The organism is Pseudonocardia acidicola, assembly GCF_012911935.1.
Taxonomy (GTDB): Bacteria; Actinomycetota; Actinomycetes; order Mycobacteriales; family Pseudonocardiaceae; genus Pseudonocardia; species Pseudonocardia acidicola.
This window is the reverse complement of record NZ_JAAXLA010000092.1, coordinates 1-26,399: the sequence shown is the minus strand read 5'-3', so window position 1 is coordinate 26,399 and position 26,399 is coordinate 1. Positions and strand designations below refer to the sequence as shown.

At 73.4% G+C, this 26,399-nt stretch carries 24 protein-coding genes and 1 pseudogene; 10 read left to right on the top strand and 15 right to left on the bottom strand.

The window, feature by feature from the left end:
- From HF526_RS30695 to HF526_RS30685, 3 genes and pseudogenes are all read right to left on the bottom strand, one after another.
- A pseudogene (locus HF526_RS30695) lies at positions 1–1,102 on the bottom strand (hypothetical protein); the annotation flags it as partial.
- Positions 1,103–1,131: 29 nt separating this feature from the next.
- Complete coding sequence (locus HF526_RS30690) at positions 1,132–1,587, bottom strand: hypothetical protein (protein ID WP_169385142.1); 456 nt, start codon at positions 1,585–1,587, stop codon at positions 1,132–1,134.
- A 138-nt stretch (positions 1,588–1,725) separates the two neighbouring features.
- Positions 1,726–2,592 carry a hypothetical protein gene (locus HF526_RS30685; RefSeq protein WP_169385141.1) on the bottom strand — a complete coding sequence of 289 codons (867 nt, stop codon included), beginning with the start codon at positions 2,590–2,592 and terminating at the stop codon, positions 1,726–1,728.
- A gap of 175 nt (positions 2,593–2,767) precedes the next feature.
- Here HF526_RS30685 and HF526_RS30680 point away from each other — a divergent pair, with 175 nt between their 5' ends.
- Together HF526_RS30680 and HF526_RS30675 are read left to right on the top strand one after the other, a co-directional pair.
- Complete coding sequence (locus HF526_RS30680; RefSeq protein WP_338051870.1) at positions 2,768–3,760, top strand: LLM class flavin-dependent oxidoreductase; 993 nt, start codon at positions 2,768–2,770, stop codon at positions 3,758–3,760.
- Positions 3,761–3,777: 17 nt separating this feature from the next.
- Positions 3,778–4,176, top strand: a complete 399-nt coding sequence (locus HF526_RS30675; RefSeq protein ID WP_169385137.1) for a nuclear transport factor 2 family protein — start codon at positions 3,778–3,780, stop codon at positions 4,174–4,176.
- 49 nt (positions 4,177–4,225) lie between these two features.
- Here the strand turns inward: HF526_RS30675 and HF526_RS30670 are convergent, their stop codons facing one another.
- Positions 4,226–5,557, bottom strand: coding sequence for an alpha/beta hydrolase (locus HF526_RS30670; protein ID WP_169385135.1), 1,332 nt, complete (start codon positions 5,555–5,557; stop codon positions 4,226–4,228).
- A gap of 281 nt (positions 5,558–5,838) precedes the next feature.
- On the opposite strand from HF526_RS30670, the gene HF526_RS30665 reads away from it, so the two are divergent.
- Complete coding sequence (locus HF526_RS30665) at positions 5,839–8,319, top strand: transglycosylase domain-containing protein (protein WP_338051869.1); 2,481 nt, start codon at positions 5,839–5,841, stop codon at positions 8,317–8,319.
- A gap of 67 nt (positions 8,320–8,386) precedes the next feature.
- On the top strand, positions 8,387–8,635 hold the full coding sequence (locus tag HF526_RS30660; protein ID WP_169385134.1) for a hypothetical protein: 249 nt from the start codon (positions 8,387–8,389) through the stop codon (positions 8,633–8,635).
- Between the two features lie 4 nt (positions 8,636–8,639).
- Here the strand turns inward: HF526_RS30660 and HF526_RS30655 are convergent, their stop codons facing one another.
- Genes HF526_RS30655 through HF526_RS30635 form a run of 5 tightly spaced genes read right to left on the bottom strand, consistent with a single transcriptional unit; the run spans position 8,640 to position 14,036 of the window.
- Positions 8,640–9,326, bottom strand: a complete 687-nt coding sequence (locus HF526_RS30655; protein ID WP_169385132.1) for a cyclase family protein — start codon at positions 9,324–9,326, stop codon at positions 8,640–8,642.
- A 15-nt stretch (positions 9,327–9,341) separates the two neighbouring features.
- Entirely contained in the window at positions 9,342–10,115 is a 774-nt protein-coding gene (locus HF526_RS30650; protein WP_169385130.1) for an SDR family NAD(P)-dependent oxidoreductase, read from the bottom strand.
- Positions 10,116–10,172: 57 nt separating this feature from the next.
- Entirely contained in the window at positions 10,173–12,629 is a 2,457-nt protein-coding gene (locus HF526_RS30645) for a xanthine dehydrogenase family protein molybdopterin-binding subunit (protein WP_169385128.1), read from the bottom strand.
- Complete coding sequence (locus HF526_RS30640) at positions 12,626–13,162, bottom strand: (2Fe-2S)-binding protein (protein WP_169385126.1); 537 nt, start codon at positions 13,160–13,162, stop codon at positions 12,626–12,628. The genes HF526_RS30645 and HF526_RS30640 overlap by 4 nt, the downstream gene beginning before the upstream one ends.
- A 4-nt stretch (positions 13,163–13,166) precedes the next feature.
- A complete protein-coding gene (locus HF526_RS30635; protein ID WP_169385124.1) occupies positions 13,167–14,036 on the bottom strand; it encodes an FAD binding domain-containing protein in 870 nt (289 codons plus the stop codon).
- 294 nt (positions 14,037–14,330) lie between these two features.
- Here HF526_RS30635 and HF526_RS30630 point away from each other — a divergent pair, with 294 nt between their 5' ends.
- Entirely contained in the window at positions 14,331–15,008 is a 678-nt protein-coding gene (locus HF526_RS30630; protein WP_169385122.1) for a hypothetical protein, read from the top strand.
- A 21-nt stretch (positions 15,009–15,029) separates the two neighbouring features.
- Here the strand turns inward: HF526_RS30630 and HF526_RS30625 are convergent, their stop codons facing one another.
- Both HF526_RS30625 and HF526_RS30620 read right to left on the bottom strand, forming a co-directional pair.
- Positions 15,030–16,913: a helix-turn-helix domain-containing protein gene (locus HF526_RS30625; protein WP_169385120.1), complete on the bottom strand. Its 1,884-nt coding sequence runs from the start codon at positions 16,911–16,913 to the stop codon at positions 15,030–15,032.
- 116 nt (positions 16,914–17,029) lie between these two features.
- Positions 17,030–17,713: a nucleoside/nucleotide kinase family protein gene (locus HF526_RS30620; RefSeq protein WP_169385119.1), complete on the bottom strand. Its 684-nt coding sequence runs from the start codon at positions 17,711–17,713 to the stop codon at positions 17,030–17,032.
- 117 nt (positions 17,714–17,830) lie between these two features.
- Here HF526_RS30620 and HF526_RS30615 point away from each other — a divergent pair, with 117 nt between their 5' ends.
- Positions 17,831–18,994: a DUF3500 domain-containing protein gene (locus HF526_RS30615; protein WP_211178048.1), complete on the top strand. Its 1,164-nt coding sequence runs from the start codon at positions 17,831–17,833 to the stop codon at positions 18,992–18,994.
- Here HF526_RS30615 and HF526_RS30610 read toward each other — a convergent pair.
- Entirely contained in the window at positions 18,991–21,063 is a 2,073-nt protein-coding gene (locus HF526_RS30610; protein WP_169385118.1) for a SpoIIE family protein phosphatase, read from the bottom strand. The genes HF526_RS30615 and HF526_RS30610 overlap by 4 nt on opposite strands.
- A 192-nt stretch (positions 21,064–21,255) precedes the next feature.
- Between HF526_RS30610 and HF526_RS30605 the strand changes: the two genes are divergently transcribed.
- Positions 21,256–22,038, top strand: a complete 783-nt coding sequence (locus HF526_RS30605; protein ID WP_169385116.1) for an alpha/beta fold hydrolase — start codon at positions 21,256–21,258, stop codon at positions 22,036–22,038.
- Positions 22,039–22,043: 5 nt separating this feature from the next.
- Here the strand turns inward: HF526_RS30605 and HF526_RS30600 are convergent, their stop codons facing one another.
- Together HF526_RS30600 and HF526_RS30595 are read right to left on the bottom strand one after the other, a co-directional pair.
- Positions 22,044–22,466: a TIGR03668 family PPOX class F420-dependent oxidoreductase gene (locus tag HF526_RS30600; protein ID WP_169385114.1), complete on the bottom strand. Its 423-nt coding sequence runs from the start codon at positions 22,464–22,466 to the stop codon at positions 22,044–22,046.
- Positions 22,450–23,346 (bottom strand): SMP-30/gluconolactonase/LRE family protein, encoded by an 897-nt coding sequence (locus tag HF526_RS30595; protein WP_169385105.1) that lies wholly within the window; start codon positions 23,344–23,346, stop codon positions 22,450–22,452. Before HF526_RS30595 ends, HF526_RS30600 begins: the two co-directional genes overlap by 17 nt.
- Positions 23,347–23,626: 280 nt before the next feature.
- On the opposite strand from HF526_RS30595, the gene HF526_RS30590 reads away from it, so the two are divergent.
- Positions 23,627–24,067: a DUF5709 domain-containing protein gene (locus tag HF526_RS30590; RefSeq protein WP_169385103.1), complete on the top strand. Its 441-nt coding sequence runs from the start codon at positions 23,627–23,629 to the stop codon at positions 24,065–24,067.
- Between the two features lie 46 nt (positions 24,068–24,113).
- Here the strand turns inward: HF526_RS30590 and HF526_RS30585 are convergent, their stop codons facing one another.
- The gene (locus HF526_RS30585) at positions 24,114–24,338 is read right to left on the bottom strand and encodes a DUF2905 domain-containing protein (protein ID WP_169385101.1); all 225 of its coding nucleotides are present in this window, start codon (positions 24,336–24,338) and stop codon (positions 24,114–24,116) included.
- Positions 24,339–24,458: 120 nt separating this feature from the next.
- Here HF526_RS30585 and HF526_RS30580 point away from each other — a divergent pair, with 120 nt between their 5' ends.
- Together HF526_RS30580 and HF526_RS30575 are read left to right on the top strand one after the other, a co-directional pair.
- Positions 24,459–25,187 carry an MBL fold metallo-hydrolase gene (locus HF526_RS30580; RefSeq protein ID WP_169385100.1) on the top strand — a complete coding sequence of 243 codons (729 nt, stop codon included), beginning with the start codon at positions 24,459–24,461 and terminating at the stop codon, positions 25,185–25,187.
- Between the two features lie 92 nt (positions 25,188–25,279).
- On the top strand, positions 25,280–26,269 hold the full coding sequence (locus tag HF526_RS30575; protein WP_169385098.1) for a pirin family protein: 990 nt from the start codon (positions 25,280–25,282) through the stop codon (positions 26,267–26,269).
- Positions 26,270–26,399 lie beyond the last annotated feature (130 nt).

The following is a 26,399-nucleotide window of genomic DNA, read 5'->3' as shown; positions in this document are numbered from 1 at the left end:
GAGCCGCCGGGGGCGTGCCGAGGCGACGATCCGCGGTGGGCGCCCCCTGCTGCACCGGGCCGCCGATGCCCGCGGGCTGCACTGGACCCGGCGGCACGGGAGCGGCCTGGGCGGAACCGGGCCGGCCAGGAGCGGGCTGGGCAGAACCAGGCTGGCCAGAACCAGTCTGAGCAGAACCGGACTGGCCAGAACCAGGCTGAGCAGGACCGGGCTGGGCGCGGCCCGTATCGGCCGCGAGCACCGGCGCCGCGCCCGTCGGCGCGGTGGTGGGATGGCCGGGCGGCTGCGGACGCGCCGGCGCCGCACCGGCCGTGGAGCCGGGCGCGTCGGCGGGGCCGCGCCCGAGGAACGCCGGGCCGGACTCGGGCACCGGCCGAACCGGCAGCACAGAGCCGGACTCAGCCGATCGGACCGGCAGCGTGGCACCGGACTCCGCCGCCGACCGGGCCGGCAGCGCGAAACCGGGCTCAACCGGCCGGACCGGCAGCGTGGCACCGGACTCGACAGCGGCCCGGCCGGCGCCGGACTGAGTGGACGCCGCGGGGACCGCGAAGGCCGACTCGGCCATCGGCTGGGCGCGGGCCGGCAACGCGGGTGTGGCCTGCGGCGGCTGCACCGGACCGAACGGCTCGGGCCCGCGAGGCGAGGCGGGCTCGACCGGAGCCGGAGCCGGAGCCGGAGCCGCCGGGCGCGGTGCGAGGGAGGAGAGATCGACGGCGCGGAGTCTGCGCTGGATCCGGCGCAGACCCCGCTCCGGTCCGCTGACCAGCAGCGTCAGCACCAAGCGATCGCCGAGGGGGTCCGGGACGGGCCGCATCAGATGGTGCAGGCGGTCGCGGTGGCTCACCACGATCTCGGTCGGCGGGCTGGCCGGGAGCAGCGACCGGAAGGTGTCGACCGCCGTACGCACCAGCTCGGCGTGGCCTGCCGAGGCGTACTCCAGGTCGACCCGGGACCGCTCGGCGGCGTAGGTCTGCAGCGCCATCCCGCTGTCGTAGTCGACGAGCGCCGCGGCGATGACCCGCGAATCGTGCACCAGTCGGCCCAGGCTGGCCTCCAGGCCGCCGGGCGCCCCCGGCGGCCGTTCGTCGTGAGCAACCACGATGATCGCGCCCGATCCCCCTCAGGTCCTCAGCGCTGGCCGTTGGCGGGGAAGAACTGCCCCTCGCTCCCGGCCTGCGCCATCGGTCCGGGGCGACCACCCGCGGCCGGGTGCGCCATGTAGAACTCCTGCTCGATGACGCGCAGGTCACGCCGCGCCATGGCGAGGTTGGCCTGGGCCCGGTTGAGCACCAGGTAGAAGAACAGCTTCTCGCCCGGCAGGCCGCTGATCAGGCGAATCAGGTGGTACTGGGTGTCCAGCGTGATGAGGATGTCCTCGATGCTCTCGCGCAGGCCCAGCTTCTGGATGACCTCGAGCTTGCTGCGGACGACGTCGCTGTTTCCCGGGGCAGCCACGTCGAGGTCGAACTCGGCGCTTCCGCCGCGCGATCCGAGGGTCATCCCGCTCTCGTAGTCGACGAGCGCGACGGCGAACGCACCCTTGATGTTCGCGGCCATGTCGAGGGTTTGATCGATGTTAGTCATGCAGGCCTCCTGCAACTTCTGTGAAACACGACGGATGTCGTTGGCCGGGGGTCCCGGGGAACGGACGCCGAAGCGTAGCGCTTCGGTCGTGAATCGCAATCAGATACGGCCAGGAAACGAAAAGTTCTGTCGAGAACATCACACCAGCCGCCGCAGTCCCGCCACGAGCCGCTGCATGGTGTTCAGGTCCCGAGCCCATGCCTGGGTCAGCACCGACGACGTCCGTCCGCCCTGGTCGACGCGCTCTGCGGAGCGTTGCCGCGGCATGGGCGGAGGCGGCCGGGTGCCGGCGGTCCGGCGCGGCAACGGGAGCAACACCGCGTCCTCGGCCGGCCCGGGTGGCGGCACCTCCGGGACGGCACCGGGCGCCGGCGGCGACGTCGCAGCAGGCGTCCGCAGGTCTGCGACCTGGCCGATTGCCGCCACAGCCCAGTCCGACCGGGAGGCCGTCGCCGAGAGCATGCCGCTGAGCGTAGCGAGGGCGGGCTGCTGCGGGCCCGTCGCGGTGGCCGACAGCGGGGTCCGCGGAGCCGGTAACGCGACCGGGGAGCTGGGCGGCGCGGGTCGCGGCGCGGGCGACGCGACAGGCTCCGGCGCCGCCGGCGGCGGGTACCGCGGCGGGAAGGACACGACGGACGCGACGGGTTCGGGCGCAGGCTCCGGTCGCGCGGTCAACGCGTCGATCAGGGCGCGCTGAACCTGCGCCGAGGCCAGTTCCCGGCGGGCCATTGCCGGATTTGCCCGACCCCGCAGCAACCGGATGTAAACCAGCACCACGGGGCCGGCCGGAACGTCGATCTGCCGCAGCACGTGAAAGCAATGCCGCGAATTCACCATCAGGTCCTCGACACCATCGGCATCCGACCACGAGAACATATTTCCGGCATCTCTGCCGAGCGCCGCGACGGAACCGATGTCGACCGCTTCGCCATCGTTTCCGCCGATATCGCCGAGAACCCGCGCGGAATCACGCTCGACCACGCAGACATACGAAGCACCCGTCATCTCACGGAGCCTCGAGAGAACGCCACCGAGACCAGCCACGCGCAACTCTCTCGCATCGACCGGAAGCACTGGCGATCAGCCCTTCCGGCGTAATCGGCTCAGCTGTTCGGCCTAGCGAACGCGTCCCGGCCGACGCGGGAAGATCCAGAGCGGACGCCGTGTTAAATCAGGCGTGGTGCCTCTCTCCGTTCTCGATCTCGTCCCAGTCGGATCCGGCTCGACGGCGACCGTCGCGCTGGCGAACAGCACGGCCCTGGTCCGGCGAGCCGAGGAACTCGGCTTCCACCGCTACTGGGTCGCCGAGCACCACGCGATGCCCGGCATCGCCAGTTCGTCGCCCGCCGTGCTGATCGCGCATCTGGCCGCGGCATCGTCGAGCATCCGGCTGGGTTCGGGCGGTGTCATGCTGCCCAACCACCAGCCGCTGGTCGTCGCCGAGCAGTTCGGCACCCTGGAGGCGCTGCACCCGGGGCGGATCGACCTCGGCATCGGGCGCGCCCCGGGCACCGACCAGCGGACCGCGCGGGCACTGCGCCGCGGCTCCGGCCCGATGGACGCCGAGGACTTCCCCCAGCAGCTCAACGAGCTGGCCGCCTATTTCCGCGGCGAGGGACCCGTCGTCGCCGTCCCGGCCGCGGGCAACGCGCCGTCGATCTGGCTGCTCGGCTCGAGCGGCTACAGCGCGCAGGTCGCGGGGCTGCTCGGGCTGCCGTTCGCGTTCGCCCACCACTTCAGCGCGGAGAACACGATGCCGGCCCTGGCGCTGTACCGGGAACGGTTCCGCCCCTCCCCGATCCTCGACCAGCCGTACGCGATGATCGCGGCGAACGTGCTGTGCGCGGACACCGACACCGAGGCGCAGCGGCTCGCCCTGCCCGGCGCCCTGTCGTTCCTGCAACTGCGGCTCGGGCGGCCCGGGCTGATGCCGAGCCCCGAGGAGGCGGCCGCCCATCCGTACACCGACGAGGAGCGGCTCTTCATCAGCGACCGCCAGTCGACCCAGATCATCGGATCCCCGCAGACGGTCCGCGAGCAGGTGCTCGAGCTCGTCGGACGCACCGGCGTCGACGAATTGATGATCACCACCCAGACCCACGACGGCGCCGACCGGCTGCGCTCCTACGAACTGGTCGCCGACGTGATGGACCTGGCGCCGCTCGCCGCGTGAGGTGATCTGATGCAGCCATGACCTCTCAGACCCCCGAGACCAGGCACAGCCCGCCGGCCGCGGCGTTCCGGCAGGCGATCGAGAACGGCGACGTCGACGCGGCGGCGGCGCTGTTCCGTACCGACGCGGTGTTCCACTCCCCCGTGGTGCACAAGCCCTATCAGGGCCGGGAGGCGCTGCGCACGATTCTGGGCGCCGTCGTGCAGGTCTTCTCCGACTTCCGTTACCTCGCCGAGTTCGACGGCCCGGACGGGCACGTGCTCCAGTTCCGCACCCGCGTGGGGGACCGGGACCTCGAGGGCATCGACATCCTGCGCTCCGAGGGCGGCGAGCTCACCGAGCTGACCGTCATGGTGCGGCCGTACTCGGCGGCGACCGAGCTGCGGGCGCGGATGGCGGCGCTGCTCACCGGCTGAGCCACGGGCGGGCGGCGCGTGCCGCCCGCGCCGCGGGACCGCTCCCGGTTCAGTCGCCCGACGCCGGGGCCCGCTCCGGATCGGCCGGGCCGCCGGGCGGCAGGCCCGCCACCACGCGACCGTTCACCGCGGTGCCGCGCAGCGCATGTCCGTTCCGGATCGCCCCGGCCACCCGGCCACCCCGGTACCGCTCGTGCAGCAGGCCGAGGAACCCGTGCACCGCGCGCACGGTGTGCCCGGTCCGCGCCGTCGGGAAGGCGTCGAACCCGTGCTGGGCGTGTGGCAGCTCGGCGTAACACACCGGCCGGTGGCTGACCTCACGCAGCCGCGTCACCAACCGCCGCGACTGCCCGACACCGGCGATCGTGTCGGTGCTGCCGTGGATCACCAGGAACGGGGGCGCGTCCGGCCCGGCGCGATGCACCGGCGAGGCCTGCAGCCAGGTCCGCTCGTCCTCGGCGAGCGTACTGGTGAAGACCTTGCCCTCGAGCAGGGCGAACAACCCTTCCTCGTCGACGCTGAAGTCGTGCACGCCGTACAGCGGCACCGCCGCCGCCACGGAGGTGTCCACATCGGCGAAGCCCGGCTGGAACTCCGGGTCGTTCGGGGTGAGCGCGGCCAGTGCGGCAAGGTGCCCCCCGGCCGAGCCGCCGGTGATCGCGACGAAGTCCGGGTCCCCGCCGTACTCGGCGACGTGAGTGCGGATCCATGCGATCGCCCGCTTCACGTCGACGATCATCGACGGCCACCGCTCCCCGGGCCCCAGCCGGTAGTTGACGGTCACGCAGATCCAGCCGTTCTCGGCCAGGTGGGCCATCAGCGGCTGAGCCTGATTGCCCTTGTCCCCGCTGCTCCACGCGCCGCCGTGCACCTGCAGCAGCACCGGCGCCGCGCCGGCCCCCGACGCGACGACGTCCCGGCGGCCCCAGACGTCCAGCCGGTGGGCCGGGTCCGGGCCGTAGGCCACATCGACGGCGTGCCGGTAGCGGCGGCGGGCGCACGGGCCGGCCGGAGTCCGCCGGGCGCCGCCTGCCGATCCGTCCGCCGCCCGGCCGGCACCGGCGCCCAGCGGCGCCAGCGCCGCGGCGAGCACGTCGGCCGAGCGATCGGCGTCGCGCCGCAGATCGGCCAGGGCCGCCACCGCGGCCGCGTTCGCGACCGCCCCGGCGATCCCGGCCGGGCGCCGCCATCCGCCGCGCCGCAGCGCCGCGAGACCGGCCGCGACGTGCATCGCCGTCTGGACCGACGGCACCTCCGACGCCACCGTGCAGGGCGCGGCCTGGATGAGCGAGGCCGGCCACTGCCTGATCACCGGAGCGCGCGCACCGGCGGCCGCCAGCGTCCCGGCCAGGCCCAGCAGGATCGCTCCGCGCCGACTCATGCAGACCCCTCTCCCTCGGGCAGCAGCCGCCACCGGCTACCTACCGGACAGTACGCGCGCGCCTTGTGTCCGCTCGGGCGTTCTCAGCTACGCAGCGTTGCTGACCAGCTCCATCCGGCTCAGCGGCCCCCCCGATCGATGCCGTCATTCGGGTGATGTCGGTGGATCGAGCGCACCGTGAGCGCGGGAGCACCCGTTGACCTCACGACGTTCCCGCTCGGACATCCGGGGCCACGCCGGGCGGGAGACAGGCAATCAACCCGGGAAGGGAGAGCGTGCGGGTGCCAAGCGCACACACTCCGCCGCCCTCGCGGCTCGACGGGGCCGCCGCGAGACGGCGCCCCCCGCCCCCGCGGCCCTCCCGGCGCACCGCGAGCCGGCCGGCCGGGGTCGGTTGGTGGCAGCCACCGAAGGACGCCCGGCCCCGTCGCCCCGGCAGCCCACCGCCCGGTGCGGCCACCGCCGACGCTCCCACGCGGATCGATCCGCTCGCCCCCGGCAGGACCGCCCCGCCGCAGGCCGCGGCCCGCGCGGAGACCCCCGGTCGCCGCCGCGCCGCCCGCGCAGCCGGCCCGCTGGCGCAGCTCAGCAGCTGGATCGACCGGCGACGCGGCTCCCAGCACCGCCGCCCGCTGACCCCCGAGCAGCAGCGCATGCGCCGCCGGCGCCGGATCAAGTGGGCCGTCATCGGCTCGATCGCCACCGTCGTGCTCGGCCCGCTGCTCGCGTTCGCCCTCGGCTACATGTTCTTCTCGATCCCCACCCCGGACGACGCCTACAACAACCAGGTCGCGATCGTGTCCTACTCGGACGGCAGCCAGCTGACCCGGCTGGTTCCCGAGCAGGGCAATCGGATCAAGGTGCCGCTCGAGACGGTGCCGGTGCCGGTGCGGCACGCCGTGCTCTCCGCCGAGGACCGCAGCTTCTACTCCAACCCCGGCTTCGACCTGACCGGCATCCTGCGGGCCGCCTTGAGCCAACTCCGGGGTGGCGTCGGCGGCGGCTCCACGATCACCCAGCAGTACGTGAAGAAGACCCTGGTGGGCGACGAGGCCACGCTGTGGCGCAAGTACAAGGAGATGATCGTCGCCTTCAAGCTCTCCCAGGAGCACACCAAGGACCAGATCCTCGGCGACTACCTCAACGCCATCTACTTCGGCCGCGGGGCCTACGGCATCCAGTCGGCCAGCCAGGCCTACTTCGGCAAGTCGGTCGACACGCTCACCCCGAGCGAGGGCGCCCTGCTGGCCGGGCTGATCCAGTCCCCGTCCCGCTGGGACCCGGCGATCAACCCGGACAAGGCACTGCAGCGCTGGACGTTCGTGATGGACGGCATGGTCTCCCAGGGCTGGCTGAGCCCCGCGGACCGCGCCACGGCCACGTTCCCGCAGACGCTGCCTCGCAAGATCACCTCCAACGGTGCGCCCACGGACAACCGCGGACACCTCGTGAACGCGGTGAAGGCCGAGCTCGAGGAGCTGGGCATCTCCGACCAGGAGCTCGGCCAGGACGGCCTGCGGATCACCACCACGATCAGCCCCGAGCAGCAGCAGGAGGCGGTCGACGCGGCGCACGAGACCCTGGACGGGCAGCCCCCGAACCTGCGCACCGCACTCGTCGCGATCGATCCGGCATCGGGCGGGATCCGCGCCTACTACGGCGGGGATGACGGCATCGGCCTCGACTACGCACAGGTCCACAAGCAGCCGGGGTCGACGTTCAAGCCGTTCGTGGTGCTCGCGGCGCTGCAGCAGGACCCGCCGATCGGCCTCGGTGAGAAGTTCAGCGGTTCTCCGGTGGCCGGACTGAAGAACGCCGACGACGGTGCCGACTGCGCGGTGTGCGACCTCAAGCAGGCCATGACGATCTCCAACAACGTCGTGTTCAACACCCTGGCCCAGAAGGTCGGCCCGCAGAAGGTGGCCGACGCCGCACGGTCGGCGGGCATCACCTCACCCCTGGACACTCCCGACTCGCGCATCGCCCTGGGCAACAAGGAGGTGACCCCGATCGAGCTGGCCTCGGCCTACGCGACGATCGCGGCCGGTGGGGTCTGGCACCAACCGCACATCGTGTCGAAGGTGGTCACCGCCGACGACCGGGTGCTCTACGAGGCGCCGACGTCCGACGGTGAGCGCCGATTCCCCGAGCAGGTGGCGCGCAACGTCACCGAGGCCATGCTCAACGTGGCCCGGGCCGACGGCCTCGCCCTACCCGGCAACCGCCAGGTCGCGGCCAAGACCGGCACGGTGCAGTCCCGGTTCGAGGGCCAGAACAACGACGCCTGGATGGCCGGGTTCACCCCGTCGATCGCGTCGGCGGTCTGGATCGGGACCGACATGAACTCCCCGATCCGCACGGCCAGAGGCACCCCGATCGCCGGGCAGGGTCTGCCCGGAGAGGTGTGGCAGGCGTTCATGTCCGGCGCCGTGCGCGATTCCCCGCCCGAGAGCTTCCCGACGTTCCGCCCGATCGGCGAACCGCCCTCGTACCTGCCGCCGAACGCACCGGAGCCGACCTCGGCACCGCCGGCACCGACCCCGACCGCCGTGCCGCCGTCGGGCGCGGTGCCGCCACCGACCGGTCCGGACGGGGCGCCGCTCAGCGGAACCCCGATGTCCGGCACGCCCGATCCCAACGCGCCGATCCTGCCGGGTACGGACCCGCAGGCCGCCCAGGCCACCCCGGATCCGGGGGCCGCGCAGCCCGCCCAGCCGACGACGACCCGGCGGCCGGAGTGCGGCCTGTTCGCCTGTGGCTGAGAGCGCTGGCGGGGCTACCGGCGCCGAACCGGTGTGCCAGCCGTCGGTAGCCCGCTACCGTGGGTCGGTGACCAGGTCCGACGCCCCGCGGGACCAGCGGAGCTTCGATGTGGTGGCGTGGATGTCCGAGCGCCGGATGGTGCTCTACGTGCCCGAGATCGAGGCGGCCACCAGCGTCCGCGACATGGCCGACGCCGACGACGCGGCCCGGGAGCTCATCGCGGAGCTGACCGGCCTGGACGCCGCCACGATCAACTGCGACATCCGGCTCGGCAGGCCCGGTGGGGGCCCGGTCGGGCCGCCGGAGATCCCCTAGGGCGTCAGTCGACCAGCGCCACCGCGCGAGTCGGCCCGCCGTGCGCGCCCTGCAGCTTGAGGGGGAACCCGACGAAGGTGAACCGCCTGTTCACCACCCGGTCCAGGTTGGCCAGGTTCTCGTAATGGGTGATGTGCTCGCGGCGGCACATCATGTGGCACGGGTAGCTGGTGCTCGCCGGGTTGTCCGGGGTCGGGCTGTCCACCCCGAACGTCTTGACCTGCCGGCGCACGATCCACTCGCTGGCCGACTCCCCCAGCCCCGCGAAGTCGGTGAGGTAACGCTTGTCGCCGGCGTAGCGGTTCCAGGTGCCGGTGTGGAACAGCACGATGTCGCCGGGCCGCACGTCCACCGGGGACTCCGACTCGACCCGGTCCAGGTCCCCGGCGGTGATGTCGGTCTGCGGCTTGAAGTCGGAGACGTCCAGGCACACCGCGGTGCCGTAGAACAGCTCCAGCGGCATCTTCTCGATCGTCTCCGCGGTCGGGTCCGGATCCAGGTGGGAGAACGAGTCGACGTGCGTCGGGCCGTTGTCGTTGAGCATGAAGCCGGTGGTCTGGAACGAGAAGCCGCTGTCGAACCGCGGCGCCGTCTCCTCGTGGGTGGCGTGCTCGAACTGCACCGTCTTGAGGTGCCCCGGATAGACCTTCATGCCCTCGTAGATGTCCTGGGACAGGTCGATGATCTGCATGCGTGAGCTCCTTGCCTAATACATCACGACGCCGGCGGTGGCGTTCAGGTCCTCGCCGGTGATGGCGGCGGCGCCATCGGAGGCGAGGAAGGCGCACGCCCGCGCCACCTCGACGGGTTCGACGAGCCGGCCGAGCGGGGAGGCCTCGGTGAACGCGCGCAAGGCCTCCTCCTCGCTGACGCCGCGCGCTGTGGCCTGCTTGCGGATCACATCGTCGATGCGCGGCCCGGCGACCGCACCCGGGCACACCGCGTTGACCCGGACGTTGTGCGGGCCGAGTTCGACGGCGAGCGTGCGGACCAGGCCGATGACGCCCATCTTGGCCGCGGCGTAGGGGGTGCGACCGTGCAGCGGGCGCTTCCCGGTCATCGACGAGACGGCGATGAGCGAACCCTCCCCGCGCTCGACGAGGCCCGGGACGAACGCGCGGAAGGTCAGGAACACCCCGTCGAGATCGGTGGCCAGGCAGTCCCGCCACGCGTCGAGCCCGATCTCGTGCAGCGGAGCCGTCGGCCCGGCGATCCCGGCGTTGGCCACGACCGTGTGCACCGGACCGAGGCCGGCGGCCTCCGCGGCCATCGCGGCGACGGACGCCTCGTCCCGGACATCGCAGGCGAGTGGCACGGCGGTGCCGCCCGCCTTCTCGATCTCCGCGACCGTGTCGGCCAGGGTGGCCGGGTCCCGGGCGGTGACCACGACGGCGAACCCGTCGTCGGCCAGCGCGCCCGCGATCGCCCGTCCGATCCCCCGATTCCCACCGGTCACCACCGCGACCCGGCCCCCGTTCATGGCGACTCACCCTCCCGAAACTGCCGACTCGCGGGCCGAAAAGTGCCGACTCGCGGATCAGGGCCGGCTCGCGGACCGGGCGTCGCGGATGGCGGTGAGCAGGCGGTCCGGGGTCATGGGCAGCTCGGTGACGCGCACGCCGAGCGGGGCGAGGGCGTCGTTGACCGCCACGTTCAGCGCCGCCGGGGCCATCATCCGGCCGCCCTCACCACCGCCCTTGATGCCGTGCGGGGTGTACGGCGAGGGCGTCTCGGTGTGCCCGATCTTCAGCTCCGGGACCTCCATCGCCGACGGGATCAGGTAGTCCATGAAGCTGGTGGCCAGCAACTGGCCGTCCTCGTCGTAGACGAACTCCTCGTAGAGCGCCGTCCCGATGCCCTGTGCGGTACCGCCGACGATGTGCCCGTCCAGCGAACGCGGATTGACCAGGGTGCCGCAGTCGTGCACGGCGGTGTAGTCCAGGAACCTCACCCCGCCGGTCTCGACGTCGACCTCGACCACGGGCACGTGCACCGCGTGCCCGACGAAGGGGTAGAAGACGCCGAGGTTGGTGCGGTCGGCCGAGGGCATCGTGGTGTACGGATGGTCGAAGACCTTGCTCTCCTCGAGTCCGGACTCGACGTCCTCGGGGAAACTGTGCTTGAACAGGTGCAGCGCGATCGCGATGTCCCCCAACGACTTGCGCCGCTCCGGAACACCCTTGACCTGGTAGCCGCCGTCGACCCACTCGAGGTCTCCCGCGTCGATCTCGAGCAGGTGCGCCGCCGCGCGCCGCGCCTTGTCCTTGATCTTCGCCGTGGCGCCCTCGACGGCACCGGCCAGCATCACGGTGGTTCGCGAGCCGCCCGGCCCGGTGGCCGGCAGCCCGTTGCGGCTGCTCTGGTAGACGATCGACACGTCGTGCGGGTCGCAGTCGAACTCCTCCGCGACCAGTTGCGCCACCATCGTCTCCGGGCTGTTGCCCCAGAAGGCGCACGAGTAGAGCGTCGCGGTGATCCCGCCGGTCGCGTCGACCTTGAGCGTCACGCTCTCCGGCATGCTCGTGACCGGCGCCCCCGGCTCGTCGAACCAGAACCAGAACTCGGTCGCGGAGAACACGCTGCGCTCCTGCGCGGTGATCAGCCCGATCCCGATGTAGCGCCCCTCCTCCTCCAGCAGCCGCTTCTGTTCGCTGCGCCAGTGGTCGTAGTCCGACAGCTTCAGGGCCTGGTCGAGGACCGCGTGGTAGTTGCCGCTGTCGTAGACGTTTCCGGTCGGGATGAAGTAGGGGAACTCGTCGGGCTGGATGAAGTTCTGCCGGCGCAGCTGCACCGGGTCCAGCTCCAGCTCGCGGGCGGCCTTGTCGACCATCTGTTCGAGCATCCAGTTGTTGACCTCGGAGCCGAAGCCCCGGTAGGCGCCCTGCTGGTTCTTGTTGGTCAGCGCCGCGCGGAGCCGGTACCGCACGCTCCCGATCTTGTACGGCCCGGTGACCTGGGCCAGCGCGTTGCCGTGGTGCCCGACCCCGAACTGGATGTAGGCGCCGTAGTCGTCGACGACGTCGATCTTCAGGCCGCGCATCGTGCCGTCGCGCATCATCGCCAGCTCGACCTCGTAGACCCGGTCCGAGCCGTGATGGTCGCAGTTGGAGATGTTGTCGACCCGGTCCTCCAGGTAGACCACCGGGCGGCCGACCTCACGCGAGCACATCCCGGCGATCACCAGGGGCTTGGTCACGAACAGCTTGGATCCGAAGCTGCCCCCCGCCGGCACCGGGACGATGTCGAGCTTGTTCGCCGGGATCTTCAGCGTGGCCGCGGCCATGAACAGGTAGCTGGTGAAACTCAGCGAGTTGGTGTGCACGGTCAGCTGGCCGGTCGCGTGGTCGAAGTCGGCGATCGCGCCGACGGTCTCCAGCGGCTGACCGCCGGAGCGGTGCCAGCGCAGCCGGTCGCGGATGACCACGTCGGCCCCGGCGAAGTCGCCGTCCACGTCGCCGAAGTCGAAGCTGCGCTCGTAGGCGCAGTTCGAGCCGAGCGGCTCGTGCACCAGCGGCGAGGCCTCGGCGAGCGCGCGAACGGGGTCGACGACCGCGGGCAGCGGCTCGTAGTCGACCTCGATCAGGCCCAGCGCGTCCTCGGCGCGGTACCGGTTGTCCGCGACGACCACCGCGACGCCCTCGCCGACGTAGCGCGCCTTGTCCACCGCCAGGCAGCGCCACGTGTGGTTCGCCGGGTCCGGGCCGAAGTCGGGCAGCGGGTCGCACAGCTCGGCGGCGCGCGCCCCGGTGATCACGGTGTGCACCCCGGGCGCGGCCAGCGCCGCGGCGGTGTCGATCCGGGTGATCCGGGCGTGCGCGTGCGGGCTGCGCAGCACGGCCGCGTGCAGCATGCCGGGCTCGACGAGGTCGGCGATGTAGCCACCCTTGCCGCGCAGGAACTTCGGGTCCTCGACGCGGCGGATCGACTGCCCGACCCAGGTGCGGTTGTCCTTGTGGTGGCGTACCGGAGGCGCGGAGGGGTCCACGGTGGTCATGCCTGCGCTCCCGTGCTCGGGGTCGGCGCTTGCTCGCCGCTGCGCATCCGCGCGGCCGCGTCGACGATGGCCTCGGTGATGAACTGGTAGCCGGTGCAGCGGCACAGGTTGCTGGCGATCTCCGCGCGCACCTGCGCGCGAGTCGGGTCCGGGTTCGCCGCGATGATCTCGCGGGCCCGCATGAGCATCCCCGGCGTGCAGTAACCGCACTGCAGGCCCTGCTTGGCCCAGAACTCGTCCTGCAGCGGGTGCAGCTGCGCACCCTGGGCCAGGCCCTCGACGGTGCTGATCTCGGCGCCGTCGGCCTGTACCGCGAAGGTGATGCAGGACCGGATGCTGGCGCCGTCGAGCAGCACCGTGCAGGTTCCGCAGACGCCGTGCTCGCAGCCGATGTGGGTGCCGGGCAGGTCGAGGTCCTCGCGGAGGAAGTCGACGAGCAACCGGCGGGGTTCGACCTCCGCGGTGTGCGCTCGGCCGTTGACGGTCAGGGTGATCCGGTGCTTCTGCGGTGTGTCCGCGGCCGGTTCGGTCATGGGGTCACCTCCGGTCCTGGGCGCGGGAGATCGCCCGTTCGAGCGCGCGGCGGACGTAGCTGCGGGCGAGCGCGGTGCGCGTCGCCGCGCTCGCGTGCAGATCGCCCGCGGGGGTCAGGCCGGCGACGGCGGCGTCGGCGGCCGCCGCGATCGTCTCGGCGTCGGGTGCGGCGCCGACCAGGGCGTTCTCGGCGGCGGTCGCCCGGATCGCGGTGGGCGCGACACCGGTGAGCGCGATCGCGGCCCGGCGGACCCGGTCGGCGCCGACCTCCACCTGCGCGGCCACCCCGACCAGCGCGAAGTTGCCGTGGGTACGCGCGAACTCGACGAAGGCGTGCCCGCCTCCCCGCCGCGGGACGCGGATCTGGGTGAGGATCTCGTCGGGGCGCAGCGCGGTGCTGAACGGGCCGAGCAGGAACTCGGCGGCCGGGATCGTGCGGGTGCCCTCGGGACCGGTGGCGACCAGGTCGGCGTCCAGCGCCAGGGCGACGGCGGGCAGCTCGGCGGCCGGGTCGGCGTGCGCGATGCTGCCACCGATCGTGCCGCTGTTGCGGATCGGGGCGTGGGCGACCAGGCCGACGGCCTCGGCCAGCAGCGGCGCCAGCAGCGCCACCTCGGGCGAGCGCTCCACGGCCGCCTGGCGGGTCATCGCGCCCATCACCAGGACGTCCCCGTCGACCCGGATGCCCTGCAGCTCGGTGACGTTGCGCAGATCGATCAGGTGGCCGGGCTGGGCCAGCCGGAAGTTCATCAGCGGGATCAGGCTCTGCCCGCCGGCGAGCACCCGTGGCTCGGTGGCGGCGTGCGCCACGAGCAGATCGACGGCCTCGACCACCGAGCTCGGTGCGGCGTAGTGGAAGGGCGGCGGTTTCACATCGGCCTCCGGTACACAGCGGCCTCCTCGACGCGGTGTGGTGGCGGCGCGGATCGGGTGTGACCCACAGCACGCGCACGCCACATCGTGCTGCGTCGGGCCGGGGGCGGCCATGTGTCCGGACCCAGGAAAACCGCGCAGCCCCTGGAGCCCGGCACAGGTTCTCCACGCCCCGGCCCGGCATCGGGCCCGGGATGGCGACCTGAGAGGCTTCCGGCGCCAGGTGGTGACGATCTGTGACCGAATTGCACCGCAACGTCACCATCGTCCCGGCTCGATCAGGAAGGTTCCCGGGTGGGTTCTCGCAAGGTGGGCTCGTTCGTCGTGGCCACGGCCGTCGCGCTCTCGCTGTCCGGCTGCCAGTCGGCCGCGGCGTCGGCCTCTCCGCCGCCCACCGCGGCCGCCGGTGCCCCGCCGGTGGCCGCGGCCCTGGCGGTCGGCCGGGCCACGACACCGATGCCGACGCCGAACACCTGCCGGGTCGGTTCGCAGGACGGTCAACCGCTGCCCGACCCGTCGTGCACCCCCGGTGCGATCAACCCGGCCGTGACCCAGGCCGACATCCAGAGCACCATCTGCACGTCGGGATGGACCGCGACGGTGCGCCCGTCCACCTCGGTGACCAGCCGGATGAAGGCCGAGTCGGCCCGCTCCTACGGCCTGCCCGCCGGCGAGAAGGGCGAGTACGACCACCTGGTGTCCCTCGAACTCGGTGGGGCACCGGACGACCCGCGCAACCTGTGGGTGGAGCCGGGCCCGATCCCGAACCCCAAGGACGCGGTCGAGAACAAGCTCAACCAGGCCGTCTGCTCGGGGCTCATCCCGCTGGCCACCGCGCAGCGGGCGATCGCCTCCGACTGGGTCACCGCGTTCGACGTCGCCGGACTGCGCGTCGCGGGCGGGAAGGCGTGCCTGCGGTCCGATCCGACCCGCTGCGCCGCGGGTCGGCACCAGAGCACCACCGACGACTAGACCGGGAGCCCCGGCGGGCTGCTACGGCGTCTCGTCCAGCCGGACGATCTCCCGGATCGTGAGGGCGAGCTGCAGCTCGAGCCGGACCCCGGTGTCCCGCAGGCTGCGGCCGATCAGCTGCTCGATCCGGCCGAGCCGGTAGCCCACGGTGTTCGGGTGCACGACCAGCGCAGCCGCGGCCGCCGAGGTCGAGCAGCCCGCGGCCAGCCAGGCCCGCAGTGTGGCGAGCAGGTCGCCGCCGCGCACCGACTCGTGCGCGGCGAGGGGACGCAGCAGGCCGCGGGCGAAGCGGCGCAGGGCCTCGGGCGCCCCGGTCTCCAGCAGCAGCGCCGACAACCCGAGCTCCCGGACATCGACGAGACCACCGGGCCGGCTCGCCCGGCGCAGCCCGGCGGCCCCCCGCGCCACCCGGTAGGCGGCCGCGTAGTCGTCGAGGCTGCGGGCGACCGGGCCGGCGACGACGGTGACCGTGCCACGCGGGGCCAGCGCCGCTTCGGTGTGCCCGAGGATCCGGCGCAGCAGCTCCAGTGGATCGGGCCCGGCGGGCAGCAACAGCACCTGCACCCCGTCGTGCGGCCCCGCCAGCAGTCCGGCGTCCGGCTCGGCCGCGCCCCGGATCAGCTCGGGCAGCCGGACCGCGGCCGGCACCGGTCCGTCGACGGCCAGCACCGCGAGCGTGTGCGGCCGGGACAGGTCGTGCCCGAGCGCCGCGGCACGGTCCAGTACCGCCTGCGGCCGGGCCGGGCCGTCGGGCCGCAGCAGATCGTCGAGCAGGTCCCCGGACAGCCGGCCCGCCACGTCGACGAGGTGCCGCTGCTTGAGCAGCTCCATCCCGACGACCAGTGCGAACCGCTCGATCACCCGCAGCTGGACCGGCGCCGGGGCGGCCGGCGGCGCGGTCACCCACAGCCGGCCCACCAGCTCCCCGCCCAGTACCACCGGCGCCGCCCAGGCCACCTCCCCGGGCACCCGCCCCGGGGCGCCGGGCAGCACCGGGCCGGACGGCCCGACCACCGGGACCTGAACCACCTCGTAGCGGCGGGGCGGGCCGGCCGCGACACCCGAGGCCTCCAGCGCCATGCGGGCCGGGCGACGGCGCCGCGCCGCGGGGTCGGGCGGTGGCCGGTAGCCCACCTCCGGGGCCCGGGCGAGCAGCCGCCCTTCGGCGTCCTCGACGGTCACCGAGGCCTCCAGCGTCGCCGCCAGCGCGGTGACCAGCCCGGCGAGGCCGACCTCGTCGAGCACCAGCTGCATCAGCCGGTGGTGCTGTTCCTCGGCCCACTCCAGCACGGCCCGGCCCCGCCGCAGCTCCCCGTTGGCCCGGGACAGCTCCGCGATCACGGACTGCTGGGCGGCGCGCAACCGGGCCGTCTCCAGCGCCAGCGCGGCCTGCCCGGCGAGAAGCTCGATCAGCTCGATCTCCGGCGCGGTGAACCCCCGGGCCGCGGCCGAGTAGGCGACGATCACCCCCGCCAGCTCGTCCGAGGTGCGCAGCGGCGCCGCCAGCAGCCCCTGGTAGCCCTGGGCCGGCGCGAGCGACCGCAGCCGGCCGTAGTTCGCCGCCACCGCGACGTCGGGCACCGCGATCGTGCGGCCCTCCCGGAAGGCCCGGGCTGCGGGCGAGTCGAGCTGCGGGCCGGGCGGGCGGATGAGCAGCGAGCCGCTGTCGCTGACCAGCGCGACGTAGTCCGGGGACAGCCCGGACCAGCCGGCCACCTGTAGGTGCTCGCGGTCCGCGTCGGCCAGCATCACCGCGCAGTACTCGAACCCGATCAGCAGGCAGGCCTGCTCGGCGACCCGGGTGAGGACCACGTCCAGCGGCTCGGCCGCGTTGACGGCACGCGCGATCTCGCTCACCGCGGACATCCACGACCGCAGCGAGGCCGGCACCTCCGGCACGCCCACGCCGCTCACCCTCGTCCCGCGACGCCACGGGAGGCAAGGCCGCTACCCGGCCGCGGCCACCGGCCCGCCGCCGACGCCCACCGGCGCCGGTCGTGGCGCGCCGCCGGTCGACGGGTTCAGCCCGCCGGACACCGCCCGATCGACTCCAGCACCGCGCTCGGCACCACCAGGTCGGCCCGGTCCCGGGTGGCCTCGATGAGCTCTGCGTTCGGCCCGTCGACGTCGCGCACCCAGGACGCGGCGTGCGCCGGCGGCTTGCCGAACGCCTCGTGCCGGGCGGTGAGCCGCGCGATCCGGGTGTCGGCGCGCAGGTCGCAGAACCACACCTCGTCGAGGGCGGCCGCGACGGCGCGCCACCGTTCGCCGTCGAGCAGCAGGTAGTTGCCCTCGGTCAGGATCAGCCGGACGGCGCGGGGCACCGCGATGCTGCCTGCCACCGGCTGCTCCAGCACCCGCTCGAAGGCCGGCGCGTAGACCACGTCCTCGTCGTCGGCGCGCAACCGGCGCAGCAGCGCGAGGTAGCCGCCGGCGTCGAAGGTGTCCGGGGCGCCCTTGCGGTCGCGGCGGCCCAGCCGCCTCAGCTCGACGTCGGCGAGGTGGAAACCGTCCATCGGGACGTGCCCGACCCACTCCCCCGCGGTCAGCTCGGCGGGCGGGTCCGGGCGCAGGGCTGCGGCGAGCTCCTCGACCAGCGTCGTCTTGCCCGCTCCGGGACTGCCGGTGACACCGAGCAGCACCCGGCGCGCACCCGGGCCGACGAGCCGGCGGGCGCGCGCGATGAGGTCGGCGAACGTGGTCACCGTCGGCGGGTCCTCTCCTGTCGTGCTCGCCGCACTGTAGATCGACCCCGCCGGGAGCGCGGAACACGTGGGTCGGCACAGCGCACACGTGCGGTCCGGCACCGTATGGTTCCCGGCATGTCCACCGTCACCGCCGACGAGAGCCAGATCGATGAGAACGCGGCCCGCGAGGTCGCCGAGCGGATGGCCGCGGCCGCCGGGGCCTGGCTGGAGTCGCTCGACGCCGAGCAGGCCGCCGCCGCGCGCCGGGGCACCCCCGGCGCCGACGCCGAGGCCGACGCCGAGCGCCTGCGCTGGTACTACACCCCGACCGACCACGGCGGCCTACCGCTGAAGGACATGCGTCCGGCCCAGCAGAGCCTGGCCATGCAGCTGGTGGCGTCCGGGCTGTCGACCGCGGGTTACAACACCGTCGCCACCGTGATGGGGTTGGAGAACATCCTCGACCACGTCGAGGGCTGGAGCGTGGACTGGGGTCGCGAGCGCGGCCGCGACCCGGGGCTGTACTGGCTGCGGGTCTTCGGCGAGCCGGGCGGGAACGCGCCGTGGGGCTGGCGCTTCGGCGGACACCACGTGTCGCTGAACAACCTGGTCGTCGACGGTGCCGTACGGTCCACCACGCCGTGCTTCATCGGGTCCGACCCGGCGGCGGCGCCGCTGCTCGGGCCGAACCCGCTGCGCCCGCTGGGTGGCGCCGAGGACCTGGCCCGCGAGCTGGTCCGGTCGCTGCGTCCGGAGCTCGCCGCCCGCGCGGTGCTGCTGGACCGCGCGCCGTCGGACATCATCGGCGGCAACCGGACCCGCATCGGCGACGGCGACGAGATGCTGCACCTGCCCGACATCTGGCGCGGGCACTTCACCGAGCAGCGGCTGATCGACCGGGTGACCGCGATGGACGAGCGCGCCGAGGGCGGCTCGGGCTACGGCCCCGCCGACCATGCGGCGCTCGCGCTGACCACGGTGCCCAAGGGAGTGGCCGCGGCCGAGCTGGACACCGGACAGCGCGAGCTGCTGCGCACCCTGCTCCAGACCTACCTGGGCCGGGTCCCGGACGGGCTGACCGCCGTCCCCGGCGAGGCCGCGCTCGAGGCGGTGCACTTCGCCTGGGCGGGCGGGACCGCGCCCGAGGACCCGCACTACTACCGGCTGCAGGGGCCGCGGCTGCTCGTCGAGTACGACAACACCCAGCGCCAGGTCAACCACGCGCACTCGGTGTGGCGCGACCCGGAGGCCGACTTCGGCTTCGACGCGCTCGCAGCCCACCGAACCGCCCACCACTAGCGCCGGGCCCGGAGGGCCAGCACGGCGATGTCGTCACCGGTGTCGGCGGTGGTCTCGCGGACCAGGTGGTCGCAGAACGCGGCCAGCGGAAGTCCGGCCGCGTCCCGGGCGAGGCGCAGCAGCGCGGCCGTCGCGTCGTCGTCGGAGTCGCGGCGGCGCTCGACGAGCCCGTCGGTGTAGAGCAGCAGGGTCGAGCCGGGCGCCAGCTCGATCTCCTGGTCGCGGCGCGGCCGGGCGGGATCCGCCCCGAGTACCACGTCGACGTGGCCCGCGACGATCCGCGGCGTCCCGTCCGGGTCGACGATCAGCGGGGGCGGATGCCCGGCGTTCGACCAGCGGAACAGCCTGCGGCCACCGGCGCACAGCACCCGGCCGTAGAGCAGCGTGGTGAACCGGGTGACCCCGAGCCGGGACGCGGCCCGGTCGAGCCGGCGCAGCACGTAGGACGGGTCGCCCTCGCTGTCGAACGCGAGCGCACGGAGCATGCTGCGCAGCTGGCCCATGGTCGCGGCCGCGGACAGGTCGTGACCGGCCACATCCCCGACGGCCAGCGCCAGGTCCCCGCCGGGCAGCCCGAACGCGTCGTACCAGTCCCCGCCGACCTCGAGATCCGCCGTCGCGGGCAGGTACCGCACTTCCACCTCGAGACCGCCGATCCCGATCGCCGCGGGCGGCGGCGGCTCGGTGAGCATCGAGTTCTGCAACGCCAGCGACACCTGCCGGGTCTGCTCGAAGCGCAGCGCGTGCTCCACCGCCGTGGACGCCCGCGCGGCCAACTCGGTGACCAGCGCGAGGTCGTCGTCGGTGTAGGGCGACCGGTCGCCGCAGGCCAGGAACATCAGCGCCGCGATCACCCGCCCGCTCGACAGCACCGGGGCCACCAGGGTCGAGTTCAGCTCGGCCTGCCTGCCCCACGCCCACATCTGCGGGGTGCCCGGCCACCCCCCGCGGTCGTCGACCGGTGCGGGATCCAGCACCGGGGCCGCGCTGTGCACGGAGCGGGACACCGGATGACCGGCCGCGAACGCGAAGCGCTCGTCGATCGGCGGGGCGGGCCGCACGCCCGCCGCGACGCGGGTGACCGACCGCTGACCGGTCACCACGCCTGCGCCCGGTGCGACGGGGTCGATGAGGTAGACCCGGCACAGGTCGGCGAACGCGGGCACCACCGCGTCGGCGAGCGCGGTCAGCTCGGCCTCCGGGTCGAGAGCGGCGTTCACCGCGAGTGTCGCCCCGGCGAGCACGTCGAGGCGGTGCCGGGAGCGCACCTCGTCGTCGATGTCGGTCTCGGTGCCGACCCATTCCACGATCCGGCCCTCGGTGCGTACCGGGACCGCGCGGGCCCGGAACCAGCGGTAACCGCCGTCGGCGGTACGCAGGCGATTGGTGTGGGTGAAGGGCGCGCCGCCGGTGACGGCGGCGAGCCAGGCGGCCCGCGTGGGCGCCGTGTCGTCGGGGTGGACGGCGTCGAGGAACCCCCAGCCGCGGTACTGGTCGACGCTCTGCCCGGTGATCGCGCGCAGGCTCGGCGAGTCCTGCGACGCGGTGCCGTCCGGCTCGCGGATCCACACCGCTGCGCTGGTCGCCTCGACCAGGCTCTGGTAGCGGTTGAGCGCGTGCTGGCGCTGTGCAGCGGCGTCGGCGAGCTGCCGGCGAGTGCGCTCGGCCTCGGTCACGTCGGAGACGACCAGGCCGGCCCCGATGATCTCGCCGTTCGCGTCGCGCACCGGGAACTGGTTGAACGACCACTCCTGCAGCTCACCGCGCCCGTGCCAGAGCCGGCCCTGCAGAGCGACGTCATGGCGGGGCCTGCCGGTGGCGATCACCTCGCGCAGGCCGTCGGCGATCAGCCGGCCGCTCTCCCCGTGCACCTCCTCGAGCGTGCGGCCCAGCCGCTCCTCGGCGGTGCCGCCGTCGATGTCGAGCACCGCGCCGTTCAGCCGGCGATGGCGCAGCTCGGTGTCGAAGTAGACCAGGCCCACCGGGGCGGTCTCCCACAGCGCGTCGAGCAGCGCGAACGCCTCGCCGCCGGAGCAGACGCCGGCGGACACACCGTCCGGAGAGACCAACTGACCCCCACCCCCTGGACGCATGCCGCGTCGGCCGTTCATCGTAGGGGCCGGAGCGGGCCGCTGACCAGGCCCTTCGACGTCACCCGACGTGGTGGGCAGCGGGGCGGAAAGAGTCTGCCTCGCCCCGGAGAAGCTGCTCTCCCCGCTCGATGTGGCCTACGACGCGTGAGTGTTCGTTAACATGTCCCGGTGCCCGACCCCGCTCCCCCGCTGCCCCGCGTCGAGCTGCACGGTTCGGCGTTCGAGTTCGAGGACGTGCCCGGCGACCCCGCGCGGGCCCCGCTGCTGTTCCTGCACGAGGGCCTGGGTTCCGTCGGGCTGTGGCGTGGTTTCCACCGCCGGGTCGCCGCCGCGACGGGCCGCCGCGCCGTCGCGTACTCCCGGCTCGGGCACGGCTTCTCCGACCTGCCGGCGGGCAAGCGCACCAGGTCGTTCATGCACGACGAGGCCGCCGAGGTGATCCCGGCGCTGTCCGAGGCGCTCGGGCTCACCGACCCGCTGGTCGTCGGGCACAGCGACGGGGCGTCGATCGCGCTGCTGTACGCGGCCCACCACGACGGCAGGGCTCTGCCCGGGCTGGTCGTGCTGGCTCCGCACGTGTTCGTCGAACAGCTGGGCCTGGACGGGATCGCGGCCGCCCGCACGGCCTACACCGAGGGCGGCCTGCGAGCCCGGATGGCCCGGCACCACCGCGACGTCGACGTCACGTTCTGGAGCTGGAACGACATCTGGCTCGACCCGGGGTTCCGGGACTGGGACATCAGGCCGGAGCTGTCCGGCATCCGCTGCCCGGTCCTCGCCGTGCAGGGTGACGCCGACCAGTACGGGTCGATGGCGCACGTCGAGGCGGTGCGCGACGCCGCGGCCGGGCCGGTCGAGCTGCTGCGGCTGCCGTGCGGGCACTCCCCGCACCTGGAGATCCCGGAGCCGACCGAGCGCGCGGTGGCCGAGTTCATCCGGACCCTGCCGTAGCGACGTCAGCTCGCCGACCACCCCGCCCACCGCGCCGGTGTGATCACCACCAGCGGGCCGCGCGGGCGTGCCGCCCGGTAGGGCGGGTACTTCTCGGCCAGCACGTCGAGCGCCCGCTCCCGCAAGCCCCCGTCGCGCTGCACCTCGGCGGTGCCGTCGACCCGCACCCACCACAGCGACGACCAGTCGTCGTCGTAGCGGTCGACCACCAGCCCCACCCGCGGATCGCGCTCGATGTCGGCGAGCCGGGCCAGCTTGGCGCTGCGCTTGGGCTTGACCTCGTCGACGGCGGAGCAGATCAGCCCGTCGACCAGCGCGAACGTGATCGGCACGAGCCGCGGGGTGCCGTCGGCACGCAGCGTGGCGAGCCGGGCGACCCGCGCCGCGGCGAGCCGGCGGCGCAGGTCGTCGTCATCGAGGGCGGGCACTGGAGGCGGGCACCTCCACTCGTACCGCGAGCAGCTTCGCCTCCCGGGTGTCGCGGCGCTCGTGCTCGCTGAACCCGGGGGCGGTGCACAGGAACAGCGTACGGCCGTCGTCGCCACCCAGCGCGCAGGCGTAGCAGCCGGTCTCGCCGGTCGAGATCTCCTGCGCGATCTCGCCGCCCTCGCGGATCCGCACCACCCGGTTGCCCAGCGCGTCGGCCGCCCAGACGGCCCCCTCGGAGTCGGCCGCGATCCCGTCCGGGGCGAGGGTGAGCTGCGGTAGCGCCTCGGTGAGGTCGTCGCTGTCGGGCACGGGGCCGAGCGACGCCCAGTCCCGCCGGTCGGACAGGCTGCCGTCGGAGTTGATCTCGAACGCGCTCAGGCGGTGCCCGAAGCTCTCCGCGACGACCAGCGTGTTTCCGATGATCACCGCGCCGTTCGGGAAGTGCAGGCCCTCGGCGACGACCGTCGTCGACCCGTCCGGGTCGACGCGCACCAACGGCGCGGTCCGCATCGGCGCCCCGTTCATCAGGTCGAAGCCGAAGTTGCCGACGTAGGCACGGCCCTGGCCGTCGACCACCATGTCGTTGAGGACGCCGGTTGCGTGGCCGGACAGGTCGGCGTGCTCGACCAGGCTGCCGTCCTGCTCGCGACGCAGGATCTTGTGGTCGCGCATCGACACGATCAACAGCCGGCCGTCGGGCAGCCAGCCCAGGCCCGAGGGCTGTGCGGGTACCTCGGCCTCGACCCGGACGTCACTGCCGTCACCGCGGGCCGACACGACCTGGTGGGTGTAGAAGTCCGATACCCACAGCCGCCCGTCCCGCCAGCGCGGCCCCTCCAGGAACGAGTACTTCTCCAGCACCACCGACAGCTCGCTCATCGTGCCTCCTGACGTCGACCCGCACCCGGCCGCGTTGCCGGGCGGCCCCAGTCTGGCCGGGTCCGTCGCGCGGGGCCACCGTCTGTCCCGAACCAGGACGCTCCGAGCTTCCTGCCGCTGCGAGCGGCGGCGCTGGCGGGCGACCCCGGCGACCTGCACCATGGGCCGGGACCGCCGGACGGCGTCACCGCGGAGCCCGTCGCCCGGCCGGAGCGCGACCGGCCCGCCGGCGCGACACGACAGGAGCGCCGCGGCGCGGGCCGAACGACGGGAGCATGCCATGGCCGACTGGCCGGATGACGCCGACGACGTGGTCTTCGAGCAGCTGGACGCCGAGGACACCCTCGACGACCGCGGTCCCGCGGACCCCTTGGACGAGGGCTACTCGCCGCCCGAGCGCCCGTGGGCGATCGACGGATGGGGCACCACCGCCCGTGAGGAGGCCGAGGGAGAGAGCCTCGACGAGCGCCTGGCCCGAGAGCTGCCGGACGGTGAGCCGTTCGACGGCGACGGCCTCGGCGACGCCAGCGACACCGACGGCGAACTGCTCGACGACGAGGTCGGGAGTGTCCGCTCGGGGCGCCTGGTCGCCGCCGACCAGGGCGGCCCGTTCGACGGGGACGACGAGCTCTACGCCACCGACGTCGGCGTCGACGGGGCGGCGGCGTCGGCCGAGGAGGCCGCCGTCCACCGCGTGGAGGATGCGGCCGAGGACGTCTGACCTCGGGGCTCGGGTGACGCGGACGCCGTCTGCACATCACGGCCGGTCAGCGCTGGAAGAGCCAGAGGAACAACCAGATCACGACGTTCAGGGCGAGCGAGATGAGCAGCATCGACGTGATCGGCACGTAGATCCGGACGTTCCCGGTCGTGATCCGGATGTCGCCGGGGAGGTGTCCCAACCAGGACAGCGCCCCGGACCAGGCGAGCAACCCGGCGACGAGCAGCAGGATCCCACCGGCGATCAACCACGGCCCAGACTCTTTGACCATCCCACGACGATGCCCTCGGATGCCGGTCTCCGGGCCCGTCCGGGCGTGCTGGCGCCCGGACGGCGATCGAGCGCACCGTCCGGCGGCCGGGACGGACGTACTCCTCTAGGCTCCGCCGGCATGGCGCATCCCCCCGCGATCGAGCTCGCCCCGGGTGCCTGGCGGATCCCGACGGTCGGCAGCGCCCAGGTCAACTCGTTCGCCTTCGTCGACGACGACGGATCCGTGACCCTGGTCGACACCGGCCTGACGTCGGCCCCGCCGCGGATCGTCGCGGGCCTGGCCGCGATGGGGAAGCACCCCTCCGACGTCACCCGGATCGTGCTGACGCACGCCCATCCCGACCACGGCGGCGGCGCGGCCGAGATGGCCCGGCAGACCGGCGCCCCGGTCGCGGTGCACTCCGACGACGTCCCCTACGCCGAGCAGGGCCGCTCGCCGCGGCAGGACCGGTCCACCCCGGCCGGGCGGGTCTTCGCCCGGCTGCCCGGCGGCAGGTTCCCCCCGGTACCGGTCGGGGAGAGTCTCACCGACGGCCAGGTGCTCGACGTGGCCGGCGGGGTGCGGGTCGTGGCGACGCCGGGACACTCCCCCGGCCACATCTCGCTGCTGCACGCGACGACCCGGCTGCTGATCACCGGGGATGCGATCTTCAATGTGCTGGGTGTGCGGCTCTCACCCCGCCCGCTGTGCTCGGACTACCGGATGTGCCGGCGGACCGCGCACGTGCTCGCCGAGCTGGACTACGAGCTGGTCGGGTTCACCCACGGGCCGGAGATCCGCCACGGCGGCCGGGAGGCGATCCGTTCCTACCTCGCCAGGACCGTGGATGCCGACACCCCGGAGTAGCCCGGAACCGTCGGTGCCGGGACCGGGAATGGCGGGGATGAGAGTAGCGTTCAGGCAGGTAGTTGCAGACTCAACTGCTTGTGGAGGTGTCCATGCCTGCCGTCACCGTCTCCGACGTCACCGCTCTGCCCCGCGTGCCCGAGCCCGGGCCCACCGACGTCGACCGGCACGTCCGGTCGGTGACGACCGCGCCGTCGGGTTTCGAGGGCGAGGGGTTCCCGGTCCGCCGGGCCTTCGCCGGGGTCGACCTGCGCGACCTCGACCCGTTCCTGCACATGGACCAGATGGGCGAGGTGGAGTACGCCCCGGGCGAGCCGAAGGGCACGTCCTGGCACCCGCACCGTGGCTTCGAGACCGTCACCTACATCATGGACGGCACCTTCGAGCACCAGGACTCGCACGGCGGCGGCGGGGTGATCACGAACGGCGACACCCAGTGGATGACCGCGGGCGGCGGGCTGCTGCACATCGAGCGGCCGCCGGAGGCGCTGGTGGCCAGCGGCGGACTGTTCCACGGCCTGCAGTTGTGGGTGAACCTGCCCAAGGCCGACAAGTGGCTGGAGCCGAAGTACCAGGACCTCCGCGCCGGCGAATCGGCGCTGCTCACCACCTACGACGGCGGCGCGCTGATCCGGGTCATCGCCGGTGAGCTGGGCGGCCACCGCGGCCCCGGCTCGACGCGCACGCCGATGGCGATGATGCACGCGACCATCAGCCCCGGCGCGACGGTGGAGCTGCCGTGGCGGCGCGACTTCAACGCGCTGGTCTACGTGCTGTCCGGCGCCGGCACCGCGGGCCCCGAAGGGCGGCCGGTGCGCACCGGGCAGTTGGCCGTCTTCGGTCCCGGCGACACGATCACCGTGGCCGGCGCGGTCGAGCAGGAGTCCCGGCTGGCCGGGCTCGACGTGGTGATCCTCGGCGGGCGGCCGATCCGCGAGCCGGTCGCCTGGGGCGGCCCGTTCGTGATGAACACCAAGGCCGAGGTGCTGCAGGCGTTCGAGGACTACCAGAAGGGCAAGCTGGGCATCATCCCGGCGACCTACATCCCGCACGGCACCCTGGGCGGCTCCACACAGCCCTGACCACCGCCCCTCCGACCCACTCATCCATCGTCGAGAACGGCGTTACGGTAGGAAAACCCGCCACAGCGGGACCGTAATGCCGTTCTCGGCGTGAGAGCCGGGGGTGTCGGAGGGGGGTCGTAGGGTACGG

Coding starts and splice junctions, on each gene's coding strand:
- HF526_RS30590 (WP_169385103.1), top strand. CDS start 23,627: ATGGCCGACTGGCCGGATGACGCCGACGACGTGGTCTTCGAGCAGCTG.
- HF526_RS30585 (WP_169385101.1), bottom strand. CDS start 24,338: ATGGTCAAAGAGTCTGGGCCGTGGTTGATCGCCGGTGGGATCCTGCTG.
- HF526_RS30670 (WP_169385135.1), bottom strand. CDS start 5,557: ATGAGTCGGCGCGGAGCGATCCTGCTGGGCCTGGCCGGGACGCTGGCG.
- HF526_RS30640 (WP_169385126.1), bottom strand. CDS start 13,162: ATGACCGAACCGGCCGCGGACACACCGCAGAAGCACCGGATCACCCTG.
- HF526_RS30595 (WP_169385105.1), bottom strand. CDS start 23,346: ATGAGCGAGCTGTCGGTGGTGCTGGAGAAGTACTCGTTCCTGGAGGGG.
- HF526_RS30580 (WP_169385100.1), top strand. CDS start 24,459: ATGGCGCATCCCCCCGCGATCGAGCTCGCCCCGGGTGCCTGGCGGATC.
- HF526_RS30655 (WP_169385132.1), bottom strand. CDS start 9,326: ATGCAGATCATCGACCTGTCCCAGGACATCTACGAGGGCATGAAGGTC.
- HF526_RS30615 (WP_211178048.1), top strand. CDS start 17,831: ATGTCCACCGTCACCGCCGACGAGAGCCAGATCGATGAGAACGCGGCC.
- HF526_RS30650 (WP_169385130.1), bottom strand. CDS start 10,115: ATGAACGGGGGCCGGGTCGCGGTGGTGACCGGTGGGAATCGGGGGATC.
- HF526_RS30575 (WP_169385098.1), top strand. CDS start 25,280: ATGCCTGCCGTCACCGTCTCCGACGTCACCGCTCTGCCCCGCGTGCCC.
- HF526_RS30645 (WP_169385128.1), bottom strand. CDS start 12,629: ATGACCACCGTGGACCCCTCCGCGCCTCCGGTACGCCACCACAAGGAC.
- HF526_RS30675 (WP_169385137.1), top strand. CDS start 3,778: ATGACCTCTCAGACCCCCGAGACCAGGCACAGCCCGCCGGCCGCGGCG.
- HF526_RS30690 (WP_169385142.1), bottom strand. CDS start 1,587: ATGACTAACATCGATCAAACCCTCGACATGGCCGCGAACATCAAGGGT.
- HF526_RS30685 (WP_169385141.1), bottom strand. CDS start 2,592: ATGACGGGTGCTTCGTATGTCTGCGTGGTCGAGCGTGATTCCGCGCGG.